18 protein-coding genes are annotated in these 22,842 nt (G+C 38.8%); 6 read left to right on the top strand and 12 right to left on the bottom strand.

The features are described from left to right. Window positions 1–30 precede the first annotated feature (30 nt). The 5 genes from CYTFE_RS0113850 to CYTFE_RS0113830 are packed head-to-tail and all read right to left on the bottom strand — an operon-like array spanning window position 31 to window position 4,923. Window positions 31–1,467, bottom strand: a complete 1,437-nt coding sequence (locus CYTFE_RS0113850) for a leucyl aminopeptidase family protein (RefSeq protein ID WP_027472269.1) — start codon at window positions 1,465–1,467, stop codon at window positions 31–33. 56 nt (window positions 1,468–1,523) lie between these two features. Next, entirely contained in the window at window positions 1,524–1,922 is a 399-nt protein-coding gene (locus CYTFE_RS26545) for a hypothetical protein (protein ID WP_044214113.1), read from the bottom strand. Beyond that, the gene (locus CYTFE_RS0113840; RefSeq protein WP_027472268.1) at window positions 1,923–2,921 is read right to left on the bottom strand and encodes a DUF4837 family protein; all 999 of its coding nucleotides are present in this window, start codon (window positions 2,919–2,921) and stop codon (window positions 1,923–1,925) included. Window positions 2,922–2,966: 45 nt separating this feature from the next. Then, entirely contained in the window at window positions 2,967–4,145 is a 1,179-nt protein-coding gene (locus tag CYTFE_RS26540) for a lytic transglycosylase domain-containing protein (RefSeq protein ID WP_052343201.1), read from the bottom strand. A gap of 1 nt (window position 4,146) precedes the next feature. Next, window positions 4,147–4,923 (bottom strand): V-type ATP synthase subunit I domain-containing protein, encoded by a 777-nt coding sequence (locus CYTFE_RS0113830; RefSeq protein ID WP_235208325.1) that lies wholly within the window; start codon window positions 4,921–4,923, stop codon window positions 4,147–4,149. Between the two features lie 282 nt (window positions 4,924–5,205). On the opposite strand from CYTFE_RS0113830, the gene CYTFE_RS0113825 reads away from it, so the two are divergent. From CYTFE_RS0113825 to CYTFE_RS0113815, 3 genes are all read left to right on the top strand, one after another. Next, window positions 5,206–7,008, top strand: coding sequence for an Ig-like domain-containing protein (locus CYTFE_RS0113825; protein ID WP_027472266.1), 1,803 nt, complete (start codon window positions 5,206–5,208; stop codon window positions 7,006–7,008). Window positions 7,009–7,084: 76 nt separating this feature from the next. After that, window positions 7,085–7,396 (top strand): MTH1187 family thiamine-binding protein, encoded by a 312-nt coding sequence (locus tag CYTFE_RS0113820; RefSeq protein ID WP_027472265.1) that lies wholly within the window; start codon window positions 7,085–7,087, stop codon window positions 7,394–7,396. 31 nt (window positions 7,397–7,427) lie between these two features. Then, window positions 7,428–8,249 (top strand): DUF3108 domain-containing protein, encoded by an 822-nt coding sequence (locus tag CYTFE_RS0113815; RefSeq protein ID WP_235208324.1) that lies wholly within the window; start codon window positions 7,428–7,430, stop codon window positions 8,247–8,249. A gap of 275 nt (window positions 8,250–8,524) precedes the next feature. Here the strand turns inward: CYTFE_RS0113815 and CYTFE_RS28805 are convergent, their stop codons facing one another. Next, complete coding sequence (locus CYTFE_RS28805) at window positions 8,525–10,036, bottom strand: PAS domain-containing hybrid sensor histidine kinase/response regulator (protein ID WP_052343200.1); 1,512 nt, start codon at window positions 10,034–10,036, stop codon at window positions 8,525–8,527. 245 nt (window positions 10,037–10,281) lie between these two features. Here CYTFE_RS28805 and gpmI point away from each other — a divergent pair, with 245 nt between their 5' ends. From gpmI to nth, 3 genes are all read left to right on the top strand, one after another. Further along, window positions 10,282–11,811 (top strand): 2,3-bisphosphoglycerate-independent phosphoglycerate mutase, encoded by a 1,530-nt coding sequence (gene gpmI, locus CYTFE_RS0113805; protein ID WP_027472263.1) that lies wholly within the window; start codon window positions 10,282–10,284, stop codon window positions 11,809–11,811. Between the two features lie 99 nt (window positions 11,812–11,910). Then, window positions 11,911–12,498, top strand: a complete 588-nt coding sequence (locus CYTFE_RS0113800) for a DUF3109 family protein (RefSeq protein WP_027472262.1) — start codon at window positions 11,911–11,913, stop codon at window positions 12,496–12,498. 82 nt (window positions 12,499–12,580) lie between these two features. Further along, complete coding sequence (gene nth, locus CYTFE_RS0113795; RefSeq protein WP_027472261.1) at window positions 12,581–13,228, top strand: endonuclease III; 648 nt, start codon at window positions 12,581–12,583, stop codon at window positions 13,226–13,228. Between the two features lie 79 nt (window positions 13,229–13,307). Here the strand turns inward: nth and CYTFE_RS0113790 are convergent, their stop codons facing one another. The 6 genes from CYTFE_RS0113790 to CYTFE_RS0113765 all read right to left on the bottom strand — a co-directional run bounded on the left by CYTFE_RS0113790 (window position 13,308) and on the right by CYTFE_RS0113765 (window position 22,675). Further along, complete coding sequence (locus CYTFE_RS0113790; RefSeq protein ID WP_027472260.1) at window positions 13,308–14,549, bottom strand: DUF4302 domain-containing protein; 1,242 nt, start codon at window positions 14,547–14,549, stop codon at window positions 13,308–13,310. Window positions 14,550–14,554: 5 nt separating this feature from the next. Then, the gene (locus CYTFE_RS0113785) at window positions 14,555–15,448 is read right to left on the bottom strand and encodes a zinc-binding metallopeptidase (RefSeq protein ID WP_027472259.1); all 894 of its coding nucleotides are present in this window, start codon (window positions 15,446–15,448) and stop codon (window positions 14,555–14,557) included. An 87-nt stretch (window positions 15,449–15,535) separates the two neighbouring features. After that, window positions 15,536–17,134 carry a RagB/SusD family nutrient uptake outer membrane protein gene (locus tag CYTFE_RS0113780; RefSeq protein ID WP_027472258.1) on the bottom strand — a complete coding sequence of 533 codons (1,599 nt, stop codon included), beginning with the start codon at window positions 17,132–17,134 and terminating at the stop codon, window positions 15,536–15,538. 38 nt (window positions 17,135–17,172) lie between these two features. After that, the gene (locus CYTFE_RS0113775; protein WP_081735995.1) at window positions 17,173–20,826 is read right to left on the bottom strand and encodes a SusC/RagA family TonB-linked outer membrane protein; all 3,654 of its coding nucleotides are present in this window, start codon (window positions 20,824–20,826) and stop codon (window positions 17,173–17,175) included. Between the two features lie 31 nt (window positions 20,827–20,857). Beyond that, the gene (locus tag CYTFE_RS28800; RefSeq protein ID WP_027472256.1) at window positions 20,858–22,012 is read right to left on the bottom strand and encodes a FecR family protein; all 1,155 of its coding nucleotides are present in this window, start codon (window positions 22,010–22,012) and stop codon (window positions 20,858–20,860) included. A gap of 90 nt (window positions 22,013–22,102) precedes the next feature. Continuing rightward, window positions 22,103–22,675, bottom strand: coding sequence for an RNA polymerase sigma factor (locus CYTFE_RS0113765; protein ID WP_027472255.1), 573 nt, complete (start codon window positions 22,673–22,675; stop codon window positions 22,103–22,105). Window positions 22,676–22,842 lie beyond the last annotated feature (167 nt).

Below are 22,842 nucleotides of genomic sequence, written 5' to 3'. Positions count from 1 at the left end.
CCATTTTTGAGGAACTATTCCGATAAAAGCTTATTTTTTTGTTTTTGCCTTCAAAAACTGGTATAACAATCGTACGCCAACACCAGACGCTCCTTTACCGCGATAGCTACTTTCGGTTAAATGAAAAGAGGGACCTGCAATATCTAAATGGATCCAAGGGTAATTTATGAATTTAGAAAGGAATTTACCCGCTGTGATGGATCCTCCTTCTCTACCTCCCAGGTTTTTAATGTCTGCGATATCCGATTTTATTAACTCATCGTAGTCGCTCCAGAAGGGGAATTTTACAATTCTCTCGTGTGTTTCAAATCCTTTTTGTTCTAGTTCAGCAAAGGTTGCGTCATTGGCTGTGCCCATGGCAACTGTTCCATATTCGCCGATGGCCATCACGGCTGAACCGGTTAAGGTAGCCAGATCAATGACCAGTTCTGGTGCGTATTTATTGGCATAGCTAAGGGCATCTGCCAAAATAAGTCTTCCTTCGGCGTCGGTATTTAAAACCTCAACTGTAAGTCCGTTGTGCATTGTTAGTATATCGCCCGGCACATAGGCGTTTTTGCCGGGGCGATTATCTGTGGCTGGAACAAGACCGATCACATGAATGGGTAGTTGGTTTTTGGCGATGGCTATCATGGTGCCTATTACGGAGGCAGCTCCTCCCATATCGCATTTCATGGTATCCAAACTGCCAGGAGGTGTTTTTAGGTTAATACCTCCTGTGTCAAAAACAACACCTTTGCCCACTAATACATAGGGTTTTTTATTTACAGTATGTGCGGGCTTCCATTCCATTACTGAGAAGGTGGGAGGGTCGATACTTCCTTTGTTTACAGCCAAAAGTCCGCCGAACTTCAATGCTTCTATTTTAGTTTTGTTAAATACTTCGGCATGAAAACCTGCTTTTTGAGATTGCTCCATGATAAAGTCAGCCAGCTGTGTGGCGTTGAGCTTATCTACTGGTTGGTTTACCAGGTCGCGTGTCAGATAAACTGATTCAACAATGTGGTTTAGCTCCTCAATCTCTTGTTCTGTAATGGCTGGACTTACAAGATCAATGGTTTGTAAGTTAAATGCCTTGTCTTTGTTGTCTGTTTTATATCTCGAAAAACTATAGGCACTTAGTGCTATTCCTTCGGCCAGTGCTATGGTTTGATCTTTGTGGCTTGTGAGATCAATCAATGAAAAATGGGTGACTTCTTCTGCTTTGAGCTTTTTGAAGATGGAGTTGCCATCTTTCCTTATCTTTTCGTTTTCTTCGGTGCCTTGTTGACTGGAAAAACGGATAAAGACTTGTTGCGAGAGTCGGTTGATATGTACCAAGGTTTGTTCCTTGGTAATCTTGTTTTGGATATAGTTAATCTCATTTTCTGAGAATTTAAAATCGTTGAGCGCTGCTATGTTGTTTACCAGAAATACCAAATGTTTTTCGTGGTTGATATCAATTGTTTTTTTTATTGTAGGATGCATATATGCTTTGTTTTGCGTGTAGAGTAAAAGAACGTACCTATTTGTGATTTGTTCGTTTAATCTAATTTAATTTGTTCGTTTTTATTGCTTTGTTGTCTGAAATAATCACGGGTAATCACCTTCTTTAATTCGCGGTGTATGATTAACTCGGTCAAAACTTCATTGTAATCGCGGTTGGGCATTTCCTTTTCATATAATGCGATCTGTTTTTCGCTAATATCAATGCGGTAGAGGAAATTCATTAAGCGATCTATACTGCTTGTTACTAAAGAATCTACATGTTCTTTCATCTGCTCAAATAGTTCTTCGTAGAAATCATTGGCTTTTCCTGAGAAATGTATTTCTAATCCGAACTCGCCAAAATCCTTTTGGATCTGCCTTCCGGTTTCAATAATCAATTCATTTTTACGTGAGGCTTCTTGTAGGTCGGCCCGTGATGTAGCAGGAATATTCATTTACTGCTCTTTTTTAATGGGTGAATAGGAATATAAAATGGCTTCCAACTGCCTCACCATATTTCTTTTTTTTGGTTTCTCAGGATTGTAGGAATACCCTTCGGTAATGATTATCTTATTTCGTTCGACGTTATGATGTGCCATGGCAATAAATGGCCCGCCCATCATATCACCTTGTACCTTCCATAAGCCCCGTAGCATTACGGTGTTGGTATCTGTTGGTGTTTTGATTACTTGATAGTTAATGGGGAATTGGTGTTCGGTGGTCATGTAGGAACCTTCCGATGGACCCGGCACTTTCTTCATCATTGTTTTATCTCTCTGATTTAACAGGTATTCTTTTGAGAAACTTCCTTCACCTACGTAATCTATTTCATAGATCATTAGACCCAGACTGGAGCTGTTTGTTTCTTGTGACATCCATATAAAATCTGCTTCTTCTTTTCGTAGGGAGAAGTCGCGTGGTATATTCATGGACACCCCAAAGGTATTCGCTACCTTGTCCTTTAGGTCTTTGTTAAAGGTGGTTTTGAAATAGTGTGACAAGCGTTCTCTTTCTGCTTTGGTAAAGAAACCCACCAGTTTGAGCTCGTTATCATCAACCAGTTGTTTCATAGAGGCAGCATCTTTGGCGTAGATACGTACCAAGGCTTGCTGTTTAGCCCATGTGCCTTTATGAAAAAATATACCTTCTTTTTGTACCTCCTGACCTACTTCAACGACTACAATATTTCGGTAAGTCTTCATAAAGTCAGACAATGAGCGGTGGGGGATCACAGAAACATCGAACATAGGTTCTTCTTGTGGTAGACCAATCATGGGCTGTACCATAATGTCCCATAATTTCTTTCCTGCTTCGGTTTTTTTTACGGCATCGTTCATGACTATAATCATTACTCCTGCGTTACCCGAAGGGTTGGGTTTGTGGGAATTGGGTTGTGTTTTGCAACTTGTAGTTATGATGGATACAATAAGTAATAAATACGCTAATTGCTTCATATTTTAAAATTTAATTTCTGTTTGATACTATAAACTTTTGTAAAGTTATTTTGCTTCTGCCAAATTATCAAATTCATCTTTGATAAAAAAGAATTTTTGCGTCTCTTGTTTTTTCCAGATCGTTAGAGGTTGGCCAGGATGAAGATCTTTGTTTTTCATATTGTTCCATTTCATAATATCTTCTATGGTGCATGCGTGCTGGATGGCTATTTTATGAAAATATTCTCCTTTTTTCACAATGTGAATGCTTTTTACACTTGATTTTTGTTTGTCAGCCGGTGTTCGTTCGGTAAAGTTGTACAGACGAGGTTCGTTTCTTACAAAGTTATTTGCATATTCTGTTGGAAGAAACAGACATATGGGTTCTTTGCTAGGCGGTATAGTCTGCTTTGTGAATGCAGGGTTTAAAAAGGTAAGGTCATCTAGGTCTATACCTATCACCTCCGATATCTTGTTGAAAGAAAGTGTTTGGTGTACAAATACAGTATCGAGCTGGTTGAAGTTAAATTTTGAGGGTCTTGCTTCAATATCGTAGTTGGAATGATATTCAATGGCATAATTGGCGGCTATAAAAGCGGGCACATATCCTTTTACCTGTTCAGGTAGGTAGGGGCGAAGTTCCCAATAGTCGGTTTTACCCCCGGATCGCTCAATGGCTTTTTTTACTACTCCTGCACCTCCGTTGTAGGCTGCTAGTGCCAATTGCCAATCGTCAAAAATTCGGTATAGGTATTCCAAGTAACGACAGGCTGCTTCTGTTGCTAATATGGGATCACTGCGTTCGTCAACGTAGGTGGTCACCTTGAGATCAAACATGCTGCCGGTGTGATATAGGAACTGCCAAAGTCCCTTGGCGCCTGATTTTGATTTTGCTCTTGGGTCGAGGGCCGACTCTATAACAGCTAAATATTTGAGTTCAAGCGGAAGATTGTATTTATCGAGATATTCTTCAAAAAGAGGAAAGTAAAGCTTTGAAAGACTGATGATATTGGCTAGATGTCCCCTTCTTTTTATGGTGTACACATCAATGTATGCCTGAACATTCTGATTATAATCCAGTTGAATAGTTGTTTTGCTATTAAGGGCTTCCATTCTTTTTTCCACCATCCAAGTTGGAAATTGAGGCAGGCTTTTTTCCTGACCGTATGTACTTGGGCATGTCATTATCCATAACACACTCAATAGTAGTGCGCGGTATGATATGGGGTGGAATAAGTCCCTCATGTTACTTTAAATTAAAAGTCATGGTGCCTATGTTATAGCCATCTGCAAATATATCAGCCACATATTCTCCTTTGGTGAGTTCTCCTGCATCTACTTGGTAGTATAAACAGACATCTACTTCCTCTCCTCCGTATTCAATGATGCGTTTTGAAGAGTAATTTATTTTTTTGTTTTCGTGTAGAAATAAATCTTCTTTGCTATGGTATAACAGAGCACCATCTGGTCTTAATACCCTTAAATAAATGGTTTTTTCACCGACTTCAGCTGTAATGTTTTTTTGAATGGAGAAACAGATCCTAATTTTAGAAACACGGGATGTCTTGGTGGTTGTTCGGTTTTTGGAGTTGAGTCCGTCAGCTTCTATATTATAGGTTTCCAGTTTGGATGCTACTTTTACTTTTTTCTCCAAGGTTTGCTTTACCTCTTCCAGCTTGCTGTACGTAGTTTGCATATTGGATACTTTCTTTCTGTATTTCAGATTTTCTTCTTGCAATGCTTTGTTGCTTTGGTTGAGCGAATCGATCTGAACCACATAGTTTTTAAGTACCTTGCGTAAAGAGGTGAGTTCTTTTTTGTATTCTCTTATTTTAGATGCGTTTGTGGCTTTGATGGTTTGTATCTCTTCTATCAGTTGTGAAATCTTTTCACGCTCCATCTCCAGCATAGTGTTCAGGGTGTCACTGTTGGTTTGTAAGGAGTCATAGTCCAATGCTAAGTTCTCAAACTCATAGGTTAACATCTCCTTTTCTTCTACCATTTCGTTCACGAGCGCCTTCATCTCACTCCGGTTTTTGAAGTAAAGGAATCCCAATAGAATGATTAAAACAAGGGATACAGCTCCTACAATAATTGTAGTTTGGTGCGATTTATGTGGTTTGTTGTTGTTTGTGTTGTCCATTTGTTATGCATGTACTGTTTTATATGAAAGGCAAATTTAAAATTTTTAGTGCATTAGTTATAACGAGTGGGCAATTATATCATATTATTTTCATCATTTAAGTGGATGAATGTATAATTGAATTAAATTTGCCAATTATATTGAACTAAGATATTGTAAGTAATGCGAAATTATATTTTGGGCTTGGTAGCTATCGTCATATTGTATTCATGTGCTAACCCGGGTTATCCTACGGGAGGACCAAAGGACGAAGCACCTCCAAAAATTAAAAGATCAACACCTAAACCTAATGCTTTGAATTATAAGAGGGACGAGGTGATCATTGAATTTGACGAGATCATTAAACTGGATGATGTGTATCAGAAATATGTGATATCACCGCCTTTGAAAAAAAGACCAAAAATTGTTGCGCGTGCCCACAAATTAAGTATAACGTTTGATGAAGAGGAAGAACTTCAAGACAATACTACTTATACCTTGGACTTTGCCAATGCCATACAGGATAATAATGAAGGTAACCCTATAGAGTCTTTTGTGTTTTCTTTTTCCACAGGAGAAGTGGTGGATTCATTTGCTATTATGGGTAATTTGTGGGAAGCCAATGACCTGTCGCCAGTGGAAGGTGCTTTGGTAATGGCTCATAAAAACTTGAACGATACAGCCTTTACTCATGATGTGCCGGTGCGTTTGGGGAAGACTGATGAGAAAGGGCATTTTGCAATTCGTAATCTGAGTCCTGGTGAATACCGGGTTTATGCCCTTGAGGATGGTAACCGAAATTATATGTTCGATCAGCCGGGAGAGTACATTGCTTGGTACGATACCGTTGTTTCGCCATCTATGGAGTATGTGCAGATGCCTGATACGGTTGCTGCTGATTCGGTGGTGTTTAATGATGAATTGGTGTATTCCCCCAACGACCTGAAGCTTTTCTTGTTCAAGGAAGAGGGTACTGAGCAGTATCCATTGGGCGAGGAGCGAAAGGATTCCAATACCCTGGCTTTCTTTTTTAACCTGCCTGTTGAGAACTTTAAAGTGGAACCGGTTTCTGAAGAGTCCTTTGATGATGATTGGGCTGTGTTTGAGCCTTCATTGAAAAATGATACTGTGTTTGTTTGGATAGTAGACAGCACCTTGTATAAGAAGGATACACTGACAATGGCCTACTCTTATTTGGGGTTGGATTCATTAAAGAAGCCTGCGACTGTTCAGGATACGATTAAGATGTATTATTTTTCGTTGCCCCAAAAGAAAGAATCGCGACGAAAGAAGAAGAAGGCAAAAGTGGTGGTGAATACTTTAAAAATGAGTAAGTCATCTTCGGCGGTTGATGTATATGATCGTTTTAATTTTATCATGCCAACTCCCATTCAGCAGTTTGATATAAATGGGGTGAATTTATGGGAGAAGGTGGATACGCTGCTGGAAAAAAGAGAGTTTGTGCTCTTGCAGGATTCTTTGTTTAAACGAAGATATTCGGTTCAACCTAAAGATAAATGGATGCCGGGTGCTAATTATTTGTTGACGGTTGATTCGGCAGCAATGAAAGATGTATACGGACTTAGTTGTGATTCTATAGGCAAGCAGTTTAAAGTTAAGGAGCTGGATTCCTATGGTACCATGCTCATTAAAATGGAGCAAATAGGAGAGAACTGGCTGGTGCAATTGATGGATAATTCCGAAAATGTAATACAACAGAAATATGTTCCTAAGTCGGGTAAGTTAGGGTTTCAATATGTGGACCCGGGTACGTATACCTTAAAGTTGGTGGTGGATAAAAATAGAAATGGAATGTGGGATACCGGTCGTTATGCTAAAAAACAGCAACCTGAACAAGTGTTTTATTATCCGGAAAAGATTTCATTAAGAGCAACCTGGGAGCATGTTGTTGAATGGGATTTGGAGGATTTTGATATTTATGATTTTGTAGAAAAAAATAGAAAACCTAAGAGCAGAGCCGATTAATCATTGGCCGATAGTTTGCTTTGGCAAGTTATTGGGGTTGATGGTTGTATACCTGGTGGTCTTTAAAATTTTAATTATGTCAGTACTTGTAAATTTTGCTATGTTCCCCACCGATACGGGAAGTAGTTTAAGCACTCCTGTGAGCAAGGTCATTGAACTCATAAAAAATAGTGGAGTCCAATATCAACTAGGGCCTATGGGAACTACCATTGAAACAGAAGGTATGGAGGAAGCCTTGGATGTCATCAACCAGGCACATACGCTTTTGGCGAAAAATCACGATCGTATTTATACCACTATTACTATAGATGCCCGTAAAGGCGACGTGGGAAGGATGCAGTCAAAGATTCAATCCATTGAGAATAATATTGGCAAGGTTAATACTTGATTTTGTGCTTATGAGATTGAGCTTGAGATGTATGTGGAGAAAGAACCTTATTGTTGTATTGTGTATGTTTTGTGTTGGTTTTACCCAAGGTAAAGCTCAGTGCGATATTGAAAATTATTCTTTTGAAGGGGGTGAAGTGGTTACATATCATGCCTATTATAATTGGCATTTTATTTGGTTGAATGCAGGTATTGTGCATTTTTCTGTAGAAGATAAATCTTATGAGGGTAAGGATACTTGGTTCTTGTCGGCCTATGGGAGGACTTATAGCGGCTATGATAAGTTTATGGAAGTACGGGATACTTTTGAGGCTTATGTAGATAAGGAACGCTTTGATCCTATTTGTTTTAATAGGGTAACAAAGGAGGGCAGTACGGTGGGGCATCATAAATATTGGTTTGATTATGAAAATAAGTTGATAAAGACACAAACTAAAAAAGGTAAAGAAAAGTCTTTTAAGGATAGTGTAATTGTTTTAAAGCCGTGTACAGCCGATCTATTGTCCATGGTATATAAGGCGCGAAATATTGACTATACCAAGTATCAGGTGAATGAGAAAATACCTATTCGAATGATAGTGGATAATAAAATTTACGATTTATATATTCGTTATCAAGGTAAGGAGGTTGTTAAGAATCGTGATGGAAGGAAGTTTCGTTGTTTGAAGTTTTCTCCTTTGTTAGTGCCGGGTACCATTTTTGAATCGGGTGAAGATATGACTGTTTGGGTAACAGACGATTATGCTCGGGTGCCTATAGTGGTTGAGGCAAAGGTTCTGATAGGTTCTGTGAAGGCGGTGTTTGTGGATGCGCTTGGTTTGCGAAACCCGATGACAGCTGAAGTATATGATTAATCTCGGAGCGTTCTATGTGGTCAGTGCAAATAATTAGACACATGGGTAAATAATGGTGTTTTGTACAGGTTAGCAAGGTTTCGCTTATTTTTATATAGTCTTTGCAAGAAAACTCCAAATACTGCGTTGTTCTCATTTTTGAAACAGTCATTTACAATCAGTAAACTCCTTGGTTTCAAAAATATCGAAAGCCTTGTCTTTGAAGCTTTCTTATCAAAGACAGAAAAAACAGTCGTTTTCTTGCAGCCACTATATACAAGCAATTACGCTTACTGTTATATTCCCATAGAGGGTATGGCAACATAAAAGCAGGAACCCTTATCCACTTCCGATTCAGCCCAGATAGTTCCATTCATCAAATGAGTTAGTTTTTTACAAATGGATAATCCCAGTCCTGTTCCTTTTTGCTTGTTTATGCCATCGTGCTGTGCCTGAGTAAACCTGTCAAAGATTGTGTTCATATATTGTTTAGGTATGCCAACTCCATTGTCTTTGACGTAAAAAATAATCTCTGAAGAATCGGTAATGATTCCCACTTCTACGGTTCCTGATTGAGTGAATTTTAAACTGTTGTTAATCAGGTTAGTGAGTATCTGATGGATCTTTGCCGGGTCGCCGCTTAGTACTGCCATATTGCATTTGGCGGTGTTGATTGTTAGTGTGTTGTTGCCTCTTTCGGCTACAGGTTCGAAAAAAGAGACAATTTCTTTAAGCATTGAAGCAATGTCAAAAGGTACTGATTCCACCACTATCTGGCCTGTCTCTATTTTAGATATTTCCAGAACGTCGTTGATGATATTCATTAATTGTAGGCCACTCGATAAAATGATGTTCAAATAATCTTCTCTATGCTTAGGGCTTAAGGTGGTGCTTTTTAATAACTCCGAAAAACCAATTATTCCATTCATGGGTGTTCGAATCTCATGACTCATATTGGCTAGGAACGATGATTTTAGTCTGTCACTCTCTTCTGCTTTCTCTTTTGCCAGCTTTAGTTCTGTGTTTTTTCTTTCTAGATCTTTTTGCGCTTTTTTTCGTTCTCTTAAATCTCTGATGATTGTGAGGTAATAGTTTTTCGATGGTTTGGTGGAATTCATTTCAATAGGAATGCGTTCGTTGTTCTTGCCTATTATATCCCTTTCTAAAATCACCGATTTACCAATGTTCACCATGTCATATTGCAGGGGCTTTTCCTGGAGTGATTCCGGAGCGAAAATATATGATATCTGTCTGTTTAGGAGTTCTTCCTCTGAAAAGCCGGTAATCCTTTCGAAGCTGTTGTTTATTTCAATGATATTACCGTTTTTGTCTCCTATGATGATTCCGTCGCCGGCATTCTCTACCACAGCTTGGTATTTGTTCCCGCTTTCTAGCAATTCTTTGATAGATTTCTTGTAGTCAGATATATCTTTTACCACAATAATTCTTACATCTCGACCTTTAAAAGTATGATTTCTGGAGCTTACTTGAGCATGAAATTGCGAACCATCTTTTTTGACTATGTCTATTTCAAAGGGAGGGTTTCGGGGGTTTTCGATTCTTTCCTGCGCTAGTTCACGATGTTCATCGACTACTACATCTAATGTTGACATGCCCAATAGTTCTTCTTCGGTATAGCCCATCATATCGCACCCCACCTGGTTGGCTTCAATGCAAATGTTTTTTTCTGTAACAAACACCCCTTCTAACACAGTTTCGGTGAGAACCCTGTGTTTTTCTTCCATGGCACAAATGGTTTCTTTTAAACGCACTATTTCTGATAATAGGTGATTGTTACTTTTGTCCATATTAAATATTTCGGTTATGTTTTCTATACTATTTTACCCTCTAATGTGCGTGAATGTTGCCCTCCTTCTACAATATAAATAATTAACTGATCATTTTCCAGTTTTTAAGCTTTGTTGTTTGCTTAAGTTTAAGCCAAGTAAAAGGAGGTAAACTTTGTTTTTAGTTATTAATTAGATAATTTTGCCCCTCTAATTTAGAATTTATCAAAATAGTGTAGTAGATAACAAATTTAAAATATATAACCATGGATAAGAAAACGATTCTTGTTATTCTGGATGGATGGGGGTTTGGAGACAAATCAAAATCCGATGTAATTTCATCTGTAGAAACACCATACTGGGACAGTTTAATTGAAAAATATCCCAATTCGCAGCTTAAAGCTTCCGGAGAATATGTTGGATTGCCAGACGGACAAATGGGTAACTCAGAAGTAGGTCATCTTAATATAGGTGCTGGAAGAGTAGTGTATCAGGATTTAGTGAAGATTAATCGTGCGTGTGCGGATGGGTCTATTGCTAAGAATCCGGAGTTAGAGAAAGCATATAATTATGCCAAGGAAAATGGTAAAAAGGTGCATTTACTTGGATTAGTATCGCAAGGAGGTGTGCATAGTAGTCAGGCACATATTCATAAATTGATTAGTGTTGCGCAAGAATATGGTTTGAGTGATGTCTTTGTGCATGCATTTATGGATGGCCGTGATACGGATCCAAAGAGTGGTAAAGGATTTATGAGTGACCTATTGGCGCATATGGATCAAACAGTTGGTCAGGTAGCCAGTGTTACAGGTCGCTACTATGCCATGGATAGGGATAAACGTTGGGAGCGTATTAAAGTGGCTTATGATGCCATGGTGGCCGGTAAAGGCGAAACAACAACAACAGATGTGTTAGCCGCTATCCAGGCTTCTTATGATGCTGATGTAACCGATGAGTTTATTAAGCCAATTGTTCAGGTGGATGCTGACGGAAATCCAGTGGGTAAAATTGAGGAAGGTGATGTGATTGTGTTCTTTAACTTCCGTAATGATCGCGCCAAGGAATTAACGACTGTGTTAACACAAAAAGACATGCCGGAAGAGGGAATGAAGACTATTCCTCTTTATTACTGTACCATGACCCCTTATGATGCTACTTTTGAAGGAATGCATATTCTTTTTAATAAAGCAAATGTGGAAAATACCATTGGTGAGGTAGTGGCTAATGCCGGACTTAAGCAGTTAAGGATTGCAGAAACAGAAAAATATGCGCACGTAACATTCTTTTTCTCTGGTGGTCGTGAGGCTGTCTTTGAGGGGGAAGATCGTATCTTAGTGAATTCTCCTAAAGTGGCTACCTATGATTTGCAACCTGAAATGAGTGCTTTTGAGGTGAAAGATAAAGTTGTGGCAGAACTAAATGCCAAAAAATACGACTATATTACCTTGAATTTTGCCAATGGAGATATGGTGGGGCATACGGGGGTTTATCCTGCTATTGAAAAAGCGGTTAAAGCTGTAGATGAGTGTTTGGAAGGTGTGATTGAGGCCGCTAAAGCCAATGATTATGAAGCTATTATTATTGCTGATCATGGTAATGCAGATAATGCTGTTAATGCGGATGGTTCACCTAATACCGCTCACTCTTTAAATCCAGTTCCCTTTGTTTGGGTTAGTGAAAGAGCTGGAACAGTTAAAAATGGTGTTTTGGCCGACGTGGCTCCTTCTTTGCTTAAGCTGATGGGAGTTGCGCAACCTGCCGATATGACCGGAGAGTGTTTAATAGATTTGAAGTAATATTTTTAACATAGGATGTAAAGCAGTAATTCTCTGAATTACTGCTTTTTTCTATTTGTAATTTTTTTTTATAATTTCTCGCAACTAGTACTTAATCAAATGATTCAAATTGATGATAAAATAATTAGCTTGGAGCTGTTCACCCAAAAGTTTATTTGCAATATTGCTAAGTGTCACGGTATTTGCTGTGTGGAAGGTGATTCAGGCGCACCGTTGGAAGAGGATGAAGCAAAGATCATCGAAAAAATTTATCCCGACATCAAGCATCTTTTGTCGCCAGAGGCCATTCAAGTTATTGAAGAGGAAGGTACTTCGGTAGTAGATTTTGAAGATGAATTGGTTACTCCAATTGTTCATGGTAAGGAGTGTGTCTATACTTATTTTGATCAAAAGGGAGGGGTGCACTGTGCTATTGAGATGGCTTGGAAACAGGGCTTGGTAGATTTTAGAAAACCTATTTCATGTCATTTATATCCTATACGAACCAAAAAATTAAGTCAGGGAGAAGCGTTAAATTATGATGTTTGGCCTATTTGTAATGATGCTCGTACTCTTGGAGAAAGAGAAGGGGTTTCTGTCTATCGTTTTTTGAAAGAACCGCTTATTAGAAAATATGGTGAGGCATTCTACGAGGAGATGGAAGAGTCGGAAAAAATATTAAATGAGAAAGGTTTGTTGGGTGCTTAGTGTTTTTACAATAGTGATGTTGGCAAGCGAATGGTGTTAAGATAGGCGTGTTTTAAGTGAAAGGATTTACCCAAGCGAAATTATGACTAAAAAGGAACGATTTGAAAAGGTAATTGAGTGGTTTCAGACCAATATGCCGATTGCTGAGACTGAGTTGGATTATTCGAATCCGTACGAATTGTTGGTGGCTGTAATCCTCTCTGCACAATGTACAGATAAAAGGGTGAATATGATTACCCCTGATTTGTTTCAGCGATATCCATCAGCTAAAGAGCTGGCAGAGGCTGAGCCGGCTGAAGTGTTTGACTACATCCGCTCTTGTACTTATCCGAATAATAAAAGCAAACATTTGGTAGGCATGGCCCAAATGCTGATACGTGATTTTGATAATCAGGTGCCCGATGATATCAAAGAACTGCAGAAGCTGCCGGGGGTGGGTAGGAAAACGGCCAATGTGATTGCCAGTGTAGTGTATGAAAAGCCGGCTATGGCTGTGGATACCCATGTTTTTAGAGTGTCGCAACGTATCGGTTTAACAACCAACGCTAAAACTCCGTTGGAGACAGAAAAACAATTGGTAAAGTTTTTTCCGGAAGAATTATTGCCCATTGCTCACCATTGGCTGATACTACATGGGCGCTATGTTTGTATGGCACGATCGCCCAAATGTGCCCGATGTGGGTTACAGGAATACTGCAAATATTATCAAAAGACTAAAATGTCTTCTTGATATCATCAAAAAAGGCTGTCCCCTAAAGAACAGCCTATACACATTATTAATTTATATATGATACGGGAAATTATTTATTTTACTTTTTTAAAATAAACCATACGTCAGGATTGCTAGCACTTGTAAGCTTTACTTCTGTTGGATTATCTTCATCGTCCTGTTCTACTTCGTATGGCGAATTGTCTGTGATTAAATCCAACATAGGCGATAGATGCGTATACCAGCTCCAATTGAAACTAGCACCAACCTTTTGGATATCCAGTTGATTAGATTGACCTGGAACGCCATTGAAGTCTAAGGAGTAAATTGTAATATAAGGGGTTGATGTAAACATAATACCAAAGTAGTTGGAAGTGGCAAGTACACGTCCCATGGTCATTTGCTGAGAGAGTGTTTCTCCATAGGTGTTAAGGTTGGCTGTGTAGGCGCTTACCCATGCGTTCCACGTGGCTTCGGAGGCATTTGCTTCAACACTCACATCTAAAGTCCAAGTGTTTTGATTGAGGTCGATGGGCGGAACTACAATTTGGATTTCCATCTCTCCGTCTACAGCCAGTAATTTGTTGTTTTCCTTATCTAAGGTGAAATCCTGGTATATCTGCCCTAGTATTTCAGTTTGTGCAAGAAATGACAGTCCTTCTGTTGTTATTAAATAAGGTACTGTAAGTACTATTTCTTCATCGCCCTCGGTATACGAAAAAGTAAAATTCCGGTTGGATTCGGATATGCCTACTTCTGTGTCTCCAATGGAACCGACATAGGATCCTCTGCCAATGAAATTAGCATTTTCTTGTATAGTACTGAGGTATGAATGCGCTGGTTGGGTTAATTTAACCATGCGCATGAGGTTGCCCGTTTTGGTTCCCTGAAGGGTAATCGTATCGTTGCTTTCTGACATTAATAAAAACTCATAATCACCTCCTTTGGCATTGTATTCTGAAGAGGATGGAGTTGCATAGTAATGCATAAACGGGTTATAGGTATTAAATGTTAATACGGGTCCTCCGTTTGATATAATATCGTAGAGGGAACTAACGGGTGTAGAAACATCAGAGGCTAGTTCAAAATAGACTGAAACGCTGTCTTTATCATTAAAATCCAGCACGTAGGTATACCCTCCATATGATAAATCCTCGTTGGGAATGTATTTAAAAGCCCAGCCGTATTCAGCGTTTTTAAATGTTTCTTCAAATTCTCCAATCGCAGCTGTTTTTCGCTGTGATGCTGTTTCTTCAAAAAGCATTTCCGCATCATCATCACATGAAAATAAGGTAATGCTTAATAGGCAAGAAACAAGTATTGTATAAATATATTTCTTCATAGCTATTATTCTATTGTAATATTATCTAAATCTTGTTCTGCTAATTTTTCGGCTCGATCAAGGATAGCATCTCTCAATTTGTCGATGTCAATTTCCCATGATTGTAAGAGATAGGACTTGATGATAGCCATTTTTTGATTGAGGATATCGCTGCCGTCTTCACCTGCTTGCTCAAGTATGGCATTCCAGTCGTCAGGAGAGGTGGTAATATAGTGGGCAATTAGTTCAACAAAGTCTTCATTTTCTTCTTTGCTGGAGTAATCACTGATAAAACCTGCCTCAAGAGAAGATGAGTTATCCCATGCGTCATTCCATGCGCCTCCAACATAATCAGTCGATGATATCTTATCAAAATCAGTTGAGTAATCTTTGGTTTGATGTAAGATATGCGAAAATTCGTGAAAGATGGTGCGGAAATAATACTCATACAAGACATCAACATTGGTTACGTCCAGGTTGTTGATGTTATAGAGCGTTATTTTTAGGCCTCCCTCAGCAGTTCCCAGTACAATGGTTCCATTGTTGTTATAGGCTGGAGAACCAACTAACATGATCATTTTAGGAAAATATTTCTCCAGAAAACCATCTGGAGCAACTTCTTCATAGGCATCTAAGCAGAGGTATTTAACCAGATTGGCCATTTTTACTGAGTTCTCATAAAGAGCTGGTACTAATTGATAATCCATGTCTGATTCAATATCTTCGAACCTATACATAAAATTGATGTTGTATGTTTCTCGATATATCAGGTCTAAATAATTATCAAAGGCATTGGATTCGCCTTTTTCTACGGTAATAACACTAGTGCTCATATCTGGTTCTTCATCTTCAGAACAAGCTTCCATTGTGCATATGATCGCAACCGTCATTAGCCAAAGTAAAATTTTGTATTTATTCATTTCATTATAATTTTAACGTTCAACAGTATTCGATGAAACTCCATCAGTTTTCCTTGTGGGTGGAAATGAGAATGAAGTATTCATCCATTAACGCGGATTGGCTTCTATTCCAGCTGAAATAACATCTTTAGGTAGCTGTAGTGCCCTGCGTTCATCGTCTGTACCAAGTACATCGAGCGTTTTTAAGGAACCATTAGGTTGCAGTTGATAGCGAACCACTTCGATTCCATACCTTTTGATGTCGAACCAACGCAATCCTTCATGTATAGTCAATACGCGTCGACATTGTAGTACGTAATGTAAAAGATTCTCCTGTGTTCCGGCTTGAACGGTAAAGGCCGGATTTAGTTTTTTCTTAGAGCTGAAAGTATTTTCTGATGCATAAGGTAGTGCATTGTACAATTCATTAACTTTTTCTAGGGTAGTCTCTGCATAATAATAGGAGTTGTTGCCCTCTCCGTCTTGAGCGATTCCTAAATAAAAATTCCTTGTCCAGTCATTGATGTCATTTAACGCCTCGGTGTTGTTGCCTAGCATTGTGTTGGCTTCTGCTCTAACCAATAATGTTTCATCGGTAGTGAAGGGTATCATGACTGATTTGTGATAACCAATTCCTGCAACGGGATCGGTATATTCAAACATATATGGAATTTTGTATAGTAAAGACTTGTCCAGATTGGTACCTGAATATACAAAAGGTCGGAATAGGTAATTGTTAGTGCTTATGCCAGATTCGTCGTCGTAATCCCATGGCGTTGGGGCCCATAGTGTTTCCGAGGCCACGGCTGCAGAGTGATTAAACCTAGATCCTGTGTAATAGGCACCAAATATTATGCCCAGTGAGGAGGTGGTTGGAATGGCCAGCAGGTTGGCTGGGTCACTAATATATGCATTTGTCACCACATCCGGGTCGCGTGGTAAACTGCCTAGTTCTGACCAGTCTCTTATACTGGATGTAGGATTTGTTGATATTACCTCAGAGGCGTAATCCACTGCTTTTTGCCATTGTTCGTAATATAGGTTAAAGCGTGCTGCAAAAGCATAGGCTGCTTTTTGTGTGAAATAGTAAGAAGCAATTTCGTACATATCGTCACTAATCAATGGCAAAGCAGCTTCAATGTCCGTATTTATTTTTTCATAAACTTCTTTTACCGTCCCCCGTTCGTATTGGGGATTCAGAGACGTTTCTGATTTTTCCATATATGGAATCCCTAAATCGGTGCTACTTGTTGCGGGATCATAATGTTTGCAAAAAACATTTACCAATACAAAATGAGAATAGGCTCGTGTGATGAGGGCTTCGCCCTTTTCGGCCAATAAATTATCTTCGCCTAATTCAGCAATGGCATCAAGTGCTTGATTGGAATGTGCAATAGCACTGTATGCGTTTTCCCAGATGCTTTTTAGATCGTCGTTGTCTGTTTCGGTAACATCTACCCAATTCGCCATTTGTTCTAGGAGGCGATCTGAATATGGATTGGATTCTCCCATGTCCATGATGTTATCGCTGGACAGCTCGCATGCTAGTCCGTAGTTGCCTGTAGGATATGCAGAAACAAGCAATTTTCTGATTTTTGTTTGGCTGTCAACTTCTGCTCTGTTATCAGGTGTCTCGTCTAAAAAGTCATCACAGGATACTGCCAGTAGTGCCAACAAAATGAGATATATGAATTTTATATTTTTCATGCGTTTAATTTTAATTTTAGTTGTAACATATTTTTATGTTATAAGCTTAACCTTAAAGTGAAGGTAAATTGTTTAGGTACAGGTGACGCTACACCTCCAGTGTTAAAGAACTCAGGGTCTTGTCCGTTCAGTTTGTCGTCAGAGTATATCAGAAACAAATTGGTGGCCTGAAGTTTAACGGATAAGGCGCTTACTCCCAGGTTGCTAACTAACTGACTAGGGAAGTCATAGCCCAATGAAATCTCTTTCATACGAATAAAGTCTCCTTTGGCGACTCTTTCTGAAGAGTAATTGTAGGCGTTGTATGCTGTCGCCAAGTCGGATTCTCCAATATTATCTTTTTGCCTAGTGGTGGCAATAACTGGAATATTGGTGTAGGCTTCGTCTCCTGGTCTTACCCAGCGGTTTTTAAACTCACGTGGCAAAGCGGCTAAATCGGAATATTCGCTGCTAAAAAAAGGATCTAAACGCACTACGTTACCAAAGGAATAGGTGACAAATATATTTAGTTTTAAGCCTTTGTAATTGAAGGCATTATTTAAACTACCAATGTCGGTTGGGTCAGCAGAACCAGAATATTCGAGGAAATCAAGGTTGTCACGTTCCTGAAAGTAAATGTCACTAACCGTGATGTCTCCGTTCTGATCCAAAAAAGTAGGTAAGCCTTCGCTGTTGAGGCCTTTAAAAGGGATAGAGAATATGGAGCGTACGGCATAACCTTCGCGGGCAAATCCTGTGCCGCTTACCATGTCAATGACACGTGAAGTGGTTTCTAATTCTGTAATCTCGTTTTTCACTTTTGAATATACAAAATTAGTTGTCCATGAAAAATCTTTGGTTTTTATATTGGTAGAAGACAGGGAGAATTCGAAACCATTGGATTCCATGGAGGCTACATTTCCATATTTAGAGACTTCGCCTCCTAGTCCTTGTGTGTTTACAATGCCAATTAAATCAAAGTTGTCTCTTTTATAAATATCAAAAGTTGTGTTTAACCTATTGTTAAGAAATCCAATCTCAGCACCCAGGTTTATTTCGTGTTTCTTTTCGTAGGTTAACTCACTGTTTTCAAGTGATTCTATTTCGAGAGCACTCTCTTTTACCCCAGCACTGGGTCTCCATGGTGTCGCGCTTCTGATATCTACTAAGGAATTGGTCACATCATAAGGACCGCGATCGGCTGTTAGACTGTAGGATGCTTTCAGTGTGAAGTGGGTCAGTGCTGATCCGAAGTTATCGAAGAAGCCTTCTTCGTGTGCATTCCAAGCACCCGATATATTCCATGTAGGTAACCAGCGTGCACTTGTTGATTTTCCTAATTTATTAGAACCTTCGTAGCGCAAGGTGCCGTTGAGTGTATATTTACCTCTATAAGAATAAGTGGCATTGCCAAAAAAAGCGATATTTCTATAGCGTGTATTGCTCAATTCGTAGTATAGGTTGTTGTCTTCTACCCCTTTCTTAAATAGTTCGTAGGAATAAAAGGGGGTTTCACCCATTGAATATTGCATTCCCCATCCTGTGTTTCTGGTCTTCTTACGATCTGCAGAGTTTACCTCCATACCTCCATATAAGTTAAGTATGTGAGAGTCGTTATACACATCTTTGTAGGAGGCGGTGGTTCTTAAATCATATCCTAACATGGAGTAATCGGTGCGCGTGTAGATGCCGCCCTGAGGTAATACGCTGATAGGTAGTGCGTATGGATCGTCTGGGTCGGTATATAAAAAGGGATTGTTGTCACGAACCGTAACTGTTTCCATGGCACGATATGCGCTAGCTTGGTTTGAGAATTCAGTAACGTGGTGTTCTTGCGAAGTGGATTGATATTTAAGTGCGCCGAGAGCACTTAGTTCTACTTTGGGAACTACTTTCCATTTTAGTTCTGTTTGAAATTTTACATCCACCACATTTAGGTCAATGTAATTTTCATCCAGTTCTTTTTTGATGTTGAATGGCGCATAGTTACGTGTATAGTAATAATCAGGACTCAGGGTTCTGGATGAGTTAAGTGCATAGGAAAATGGATTAATATCAAAGTCACGTTTTACTTCTCCTGTGACCACATCTACATCTTGTGAGAGTGTTCCCGGGGCTTTTTGCTTTCTGTAAGAAGCGTTACTAATGGTGGTGAGGCTTAGGTTGTCGCGAATTTTAAAATTGGTATTAAAGTTAGCGGTATAGCGGTTTACTTTGCTATCTAGCGACCAACCAGGATCTACCATGGCACTCATTGATGCGTAATAGCTGGATCTATCTGTACCTGAGGACATGCTGACGGAGTGATTCTGTACCATGTTCGTATTAAATAATTCATCGAACCAGTCGGTATTGCGATATTCGGCTTCGCGTAAATAAGCAGCTCTGGCCTCCGGTGTGTTGGCCAATAAAAAGTCTCCGTTTTCATCCAGTTGGTTCAGTTGACTGTACATTCTTCCATAGACGCCACTTTCGGCAGCATTGGCAATCTCTGCGTAATTTAACCAGCCTCCTTCTCTCATTTCCTCATAAACTGACATTTGTTCCTGGGAGTTCATGATATTATAATTGGCGTAAGATGGTTTCATGCGATAGGTATATTCTCCTGTATAGGAAATTTGGCTAACACCTGCCTTACCCCTCTTGGTGGTGATCACAATAACACCAGCCATTGCGCGTGCTCCATAAATGGATGTTGCAGAACCATCTTTTAGTATGTCAAAACTCTCAATGTCGTCGGCATTGAGCCCGGCAATAGCAGAACTAATCAAGGTCATGGCATCTCCCGAAGACAGGTCGTCTGAACTCATTTCAATTACGTCTTCCATAATGACTCCATCTACCACCCACAGGGGTTTTGAGTTTCCGTAAATTGAGGTGGCTCCTCTTACGCGGATTTTTGGTGCGGTACCAAAGGTCCCAGAGACGTTTTGTACGGAAACACCGGCTGCTCTTCCTTCAAGTCCTCGACTTACATCTGCTATACCAGCTAGTTTGGCATCTTCTGCCTTGATGCGTTGTGAGGCACCCGTGAAAAGACGCTTGTCGGTTGTGACCATACCTGTAACTACCACTTCTTCAAGATTGGTAAGGTCGTCCTCAAGTACTATTGTTATTTCTGATTTTCCTTCTATATTCACTTCTTTGGGAATCATACCCACAAAGGTGGCTACTAGTACGGAACTGCCTTCAGGTATTTGAATGCTAAATGTTCCTTCTGCATTGGTGGCTGTTCCTATTTGCGTGCCTTTTACCATGATGGCTACCCCAGGTAATGGGTCTCCATTTTTGTCGGTTATCTTACCCGTTACTCTTTGGGTGGCCTGTTGCCCATTTATGGGGCTTGCGATTATTTGTGGCTTGATGACGATATAATCGTCCTTTAGTTCGTAGTCTAAGGCTTCATCCTTTAATATGAGCTGCATTAGTTCGCCCAACTCCATATCGCCTTGTTTTAGATGGATGATGTTGTTTTTGTTTAGCTTATTGTTATTGTAAATAACGGTTAAGCCAGTTTGGTCTTTTACTTCTTTAAAAAGACTTTCTACGTTCCAGTTTTGTTTTTCGATGCGTATGTTTTTTTGCGCAGCAGCTAGTGTTGAAACATTAATTGCTAGTGAGATAACAATCAGTGTCAATAAGCGTTTTAGGGTGTACCTTTCCCAATACCTATTCTTTCTAGGAATAGGCTTAAAATTATTAAGCTTTTTCATTGGCTATATTTAAGTAGAGTAAATAATAGGTTTATTTTTCTTTGATAATTACTTTTGAGTCAGTATAGACAAAATTTAAGTCCGTTGTTTTTTCTAGAATCTTTAAAAAATAATCTATCTGTTGCTCTTTTTTTACCATTCCCGTAAATCGTTGAGACGCCACTTTTTTGTTCTCAAATTCAAAACTTACATCAAACCATTTGGTTAGCCTTAACGCAATGTCGTTAAGTGGCATGTCATTAAATTCAAACAGGCCATCTTTCCATGAAATATAAACCAAGGGATCCACTTGGTTTATTTGAATCTTTCCTCTATCGTCTTGCGTTAGTTGTTCGCCTGGTTTGATTTGGTGTAACTGTCCATCCACATGAACACCTACTTTTCCTTCGAGTAAAGTTACGTAACTACGATTTTCATCATGATAACTACATACGTTGAACTTTGTTCCAGTTACCATTATTTTCGAAGCCTGCGTGGTAACGAAAAAAGGATTTGCAGTGTCAGATTGAACGATGAAGTATGCTTCTCCAATTAAACTTACTTCACGTTTCCCTTTCTTGAAATGATCGGGAAACTTTAGTTCTGAGCATGCATTCATCCATACCTGCGTGCCATCCGAAAGAATGACGTAGTAATCTTTGCCTTTGGGAATTTTTAAAGTATTCCAAATTTGTTTTTCTTCTTTTTCTTCTTTTTCTGCATGTTGAACCTCCAGTTTTAATTTATTTTTGCTTCCAATCATCTTTATATGATTGGATTGTATATTCAAACTCTTTTGTGAAAGATCAAAGGATTGCTTTCCCTTTTTAAGTACAATTGAGTTTATGTGTGACTCATTTTTTTTTATAACCTGAACAATTTTATTGTTGTTTTTATTGGGCAATTGTAAGTATAGCCAGGTGCTAAGGCATAACGTTGCTATTACAATAGCTGCTGTTAGTTGCCTGACAAAACTTCCTTCTGCAAATCTTGACTTATTAATTTTAATATTTATTCGATCCTTTGATGAGATATTTTGAGAAGGGTCTTTTGATCTTTCCCAATTCTCCTTTAGCCACAGATCAACATCTTTGTCTTCTGTAAAATTATCTAGAAAGAAATCGAGTTTCTCAAGCTCTTCTCTTTTTAACCGATTGGAGCCTGTAATTCTCTTTATCTTTTCTATGATAACATGATAATCATCCATACAATAATATAATACGTTTGAGAAATAGATTTCCGTGAACGGAAATTGATTTTTTTTTATTTTTTTTTAAAAGCTGATAATAAATGAGGGTTATAAGAAGAAAATAAAGGAAGAAAACCGAATCAACCCCTCTTTTAAAAAGGTTAATGCTTTTCGAATGTGGGTGTCGACGGTGTTTTCGGATATATCCATTAATGCCGAAATCTCACGGTATGATTTGCCTCCAAAGCGGCTAAGGACAAATGCTTTTCTTCTTCTTTCAGGGAGCATGCCAATGAGCTTTTTAATGGTAGCGTCGGTTTCTCGAAAGTTAACAATATCTTCTAGTTCGTTGTCTTGAAACGAATAGTTTTGGATGATCGATTCAATGTATTTTTTTTCTTGAAGAGTCTTCCTAAGATAATCGTGTATTTTATTTTTAGTGATTGTAAAAACAAATGCTTCAAACGACTTGTTAAGGTTTAAGTTCTCTCTTTCGTTCCAAAGCTTTATAAATACTTCTTGTACAATTTCCTGAACGTCTTCATTGTTGTTGATTGAATACCTGACAAAGCGACATAGTCGTTTTGATAGCATACCATAGATAGTGTCGAATGCTTTTGTATTCCCTGCTTTAAATTGTTCAAGAATACTTTTGCTTATGTTAGAGGTAGGTATATCCATTTATTAAATATCCAAGTATGTGCATATTACAACAAATATGTTATTTATCCCAGTTTTATATAAAAAAACACCCATTTGCGATCCTAAGCTTTGTAATTTATTTAAAGCTATGGCGTAATGAAGAAAGTAAACCATAAAAGTATAAAAAAATAACATATGCCCAAAAA

Origin of the sequence: Saccharicrinis fermentans DSM 9555 = JCM 21142 (assembly GCF_000517085.1) — a bacterium.
Lineage (GTDB): Bacteria > Bacteroidota > Bacteroidia > Bacteroidales > Marinilabiliaceae > Saccharicrinis > Saccharicrinis fermentans.
Note: the sequence above shows the minus strand (reverse complement) of the source record. Positions and strands in the feature narration are given on the sequence as shown.

Bases quoted from the DNA above. Each gene is read 5' to 3' on its own strand.
- CYTFE_RS0113820 (WP_027472265.1), top strand. From the start codon at position 7,085: ATGTCAGTACTTGTAAATTTTGCTATGTTCCCCACCGATACGGGAAGT.
- CYTFE_RS0113775 (WP_081735995.1), bottom strand. From the start codon at position 20,826: ATGAAAAAGCTTAATAATTTTAAGCCTATTCCTAGAAAGAATAGGTAT.
- CYTFE_RS0113765 (WP_027472255.1), bottom strand. From the start codon at position 22,675: ATGGATATACCTACCTCTAACATAAGCAAAAGTATTCTTGAACAATTT.
- CYTFE_RS0113830 (WP_235208325.1), bottom strand. From the start codon at position 4,923: ATGAAGGCGCTCGTGAACGAAATGGTAGAAGAAAAGGAGATGTTAACC.
- CYTFE_RS26540 (WP_052343201.1), bottom strand. From the start codon at position 4,145: ATGAGGGACTTATTCCACCCCATATCATACCGCGCACTACTATTGAGT.
- CYTFE_RS28805 (WP_052343200.1), bottom strand. From the start codon at position 10,036: ATGGACAAAAGTAACAATCACCTATTATCAGAAATAGTGCGTTTAAAA.
- CYTFE_RS0113800 (WP_027472262.1), top strand. From the start codon at position 11,911: ATGATTCAAATTGATGATAAAATAATTAGCTTGGAGCTGTTCACCCAA.
- nth (WP_027472261.1), top strand. From the start codon at position 12,581: ATGACTAAAAAGGAACGATTTGAAAAGGTAATTGAGTGGTTTCAGACC.
- gpmI (WP_027472263.1), top strand. From the start codon at position 10,282: ATGGATAAGAAAACGATTCTTGTTATTCTGGATGGATGGGGGTTTGGA.
- CYTFE_RS0113825 (WP_027472266.1), top strand. From the start codon at position 5,206: ATGCGAAATTATATTTTGGGCTTGGTAGCTATCGTCATATTGTATTCA.
- CYTFE_RS0113850 (WP_027472269.1), bottom strand. From the start codon at position 1,467: ATGCATCCTACAATAAAAAAAACAATTGATATCAACCACGAAAAACAT.
- CYTFE_RS26545 (WP_044214113.1), bottom strand. From the start codon at position 1,922: ATGAATATTCCTGCTACATCACGGGCCGACCTACAAGAAGCCTCACGT.
- CYTFE_RS0113790 (WP_027472260.1), bottom strand. From the start codon at position 14,549: ATGAAGAAATATATTTATACAATACTTGTTTCTTGCCTATTAAGCATT.
- CYTFE_RS28800 (WP_027472256.1), bottom strand. From the start codon at position 22,012: ATGGATGATTATCATGTTATCATAGAAAAGATAAAGAGAATTACAGGC.
- CYTFE_RS0113840 (WP_027472268.1), bottom strand. From the start codon at position 2,921: ATGAAGCAATTAGCGTATTTATTACTTATTGTATCCATCATAACTACA.
- CYTFE_RS0113780 (WP_027472258.1), bottom strand. From the start codon at position 17,134: ATGAAAAATATAAAATTCATATATCTCATTTTGTTGGCACTACTGGCA.
- CYTFE_RS0113785 (WP_027472259.1), bottom strand. From the start codon at position 15,448: ATGAATAAATACAAAATTTTACTTTGGCTAATGACGGTTGCGATCATA.
- CYTFE_RS0113815 (WP_235208324.1), top strand. From the start codon at position 7,428: ATGTGGAGAAAGAACCTTATTGTTGTATTGTGTATGTTTTGTGTTGGT.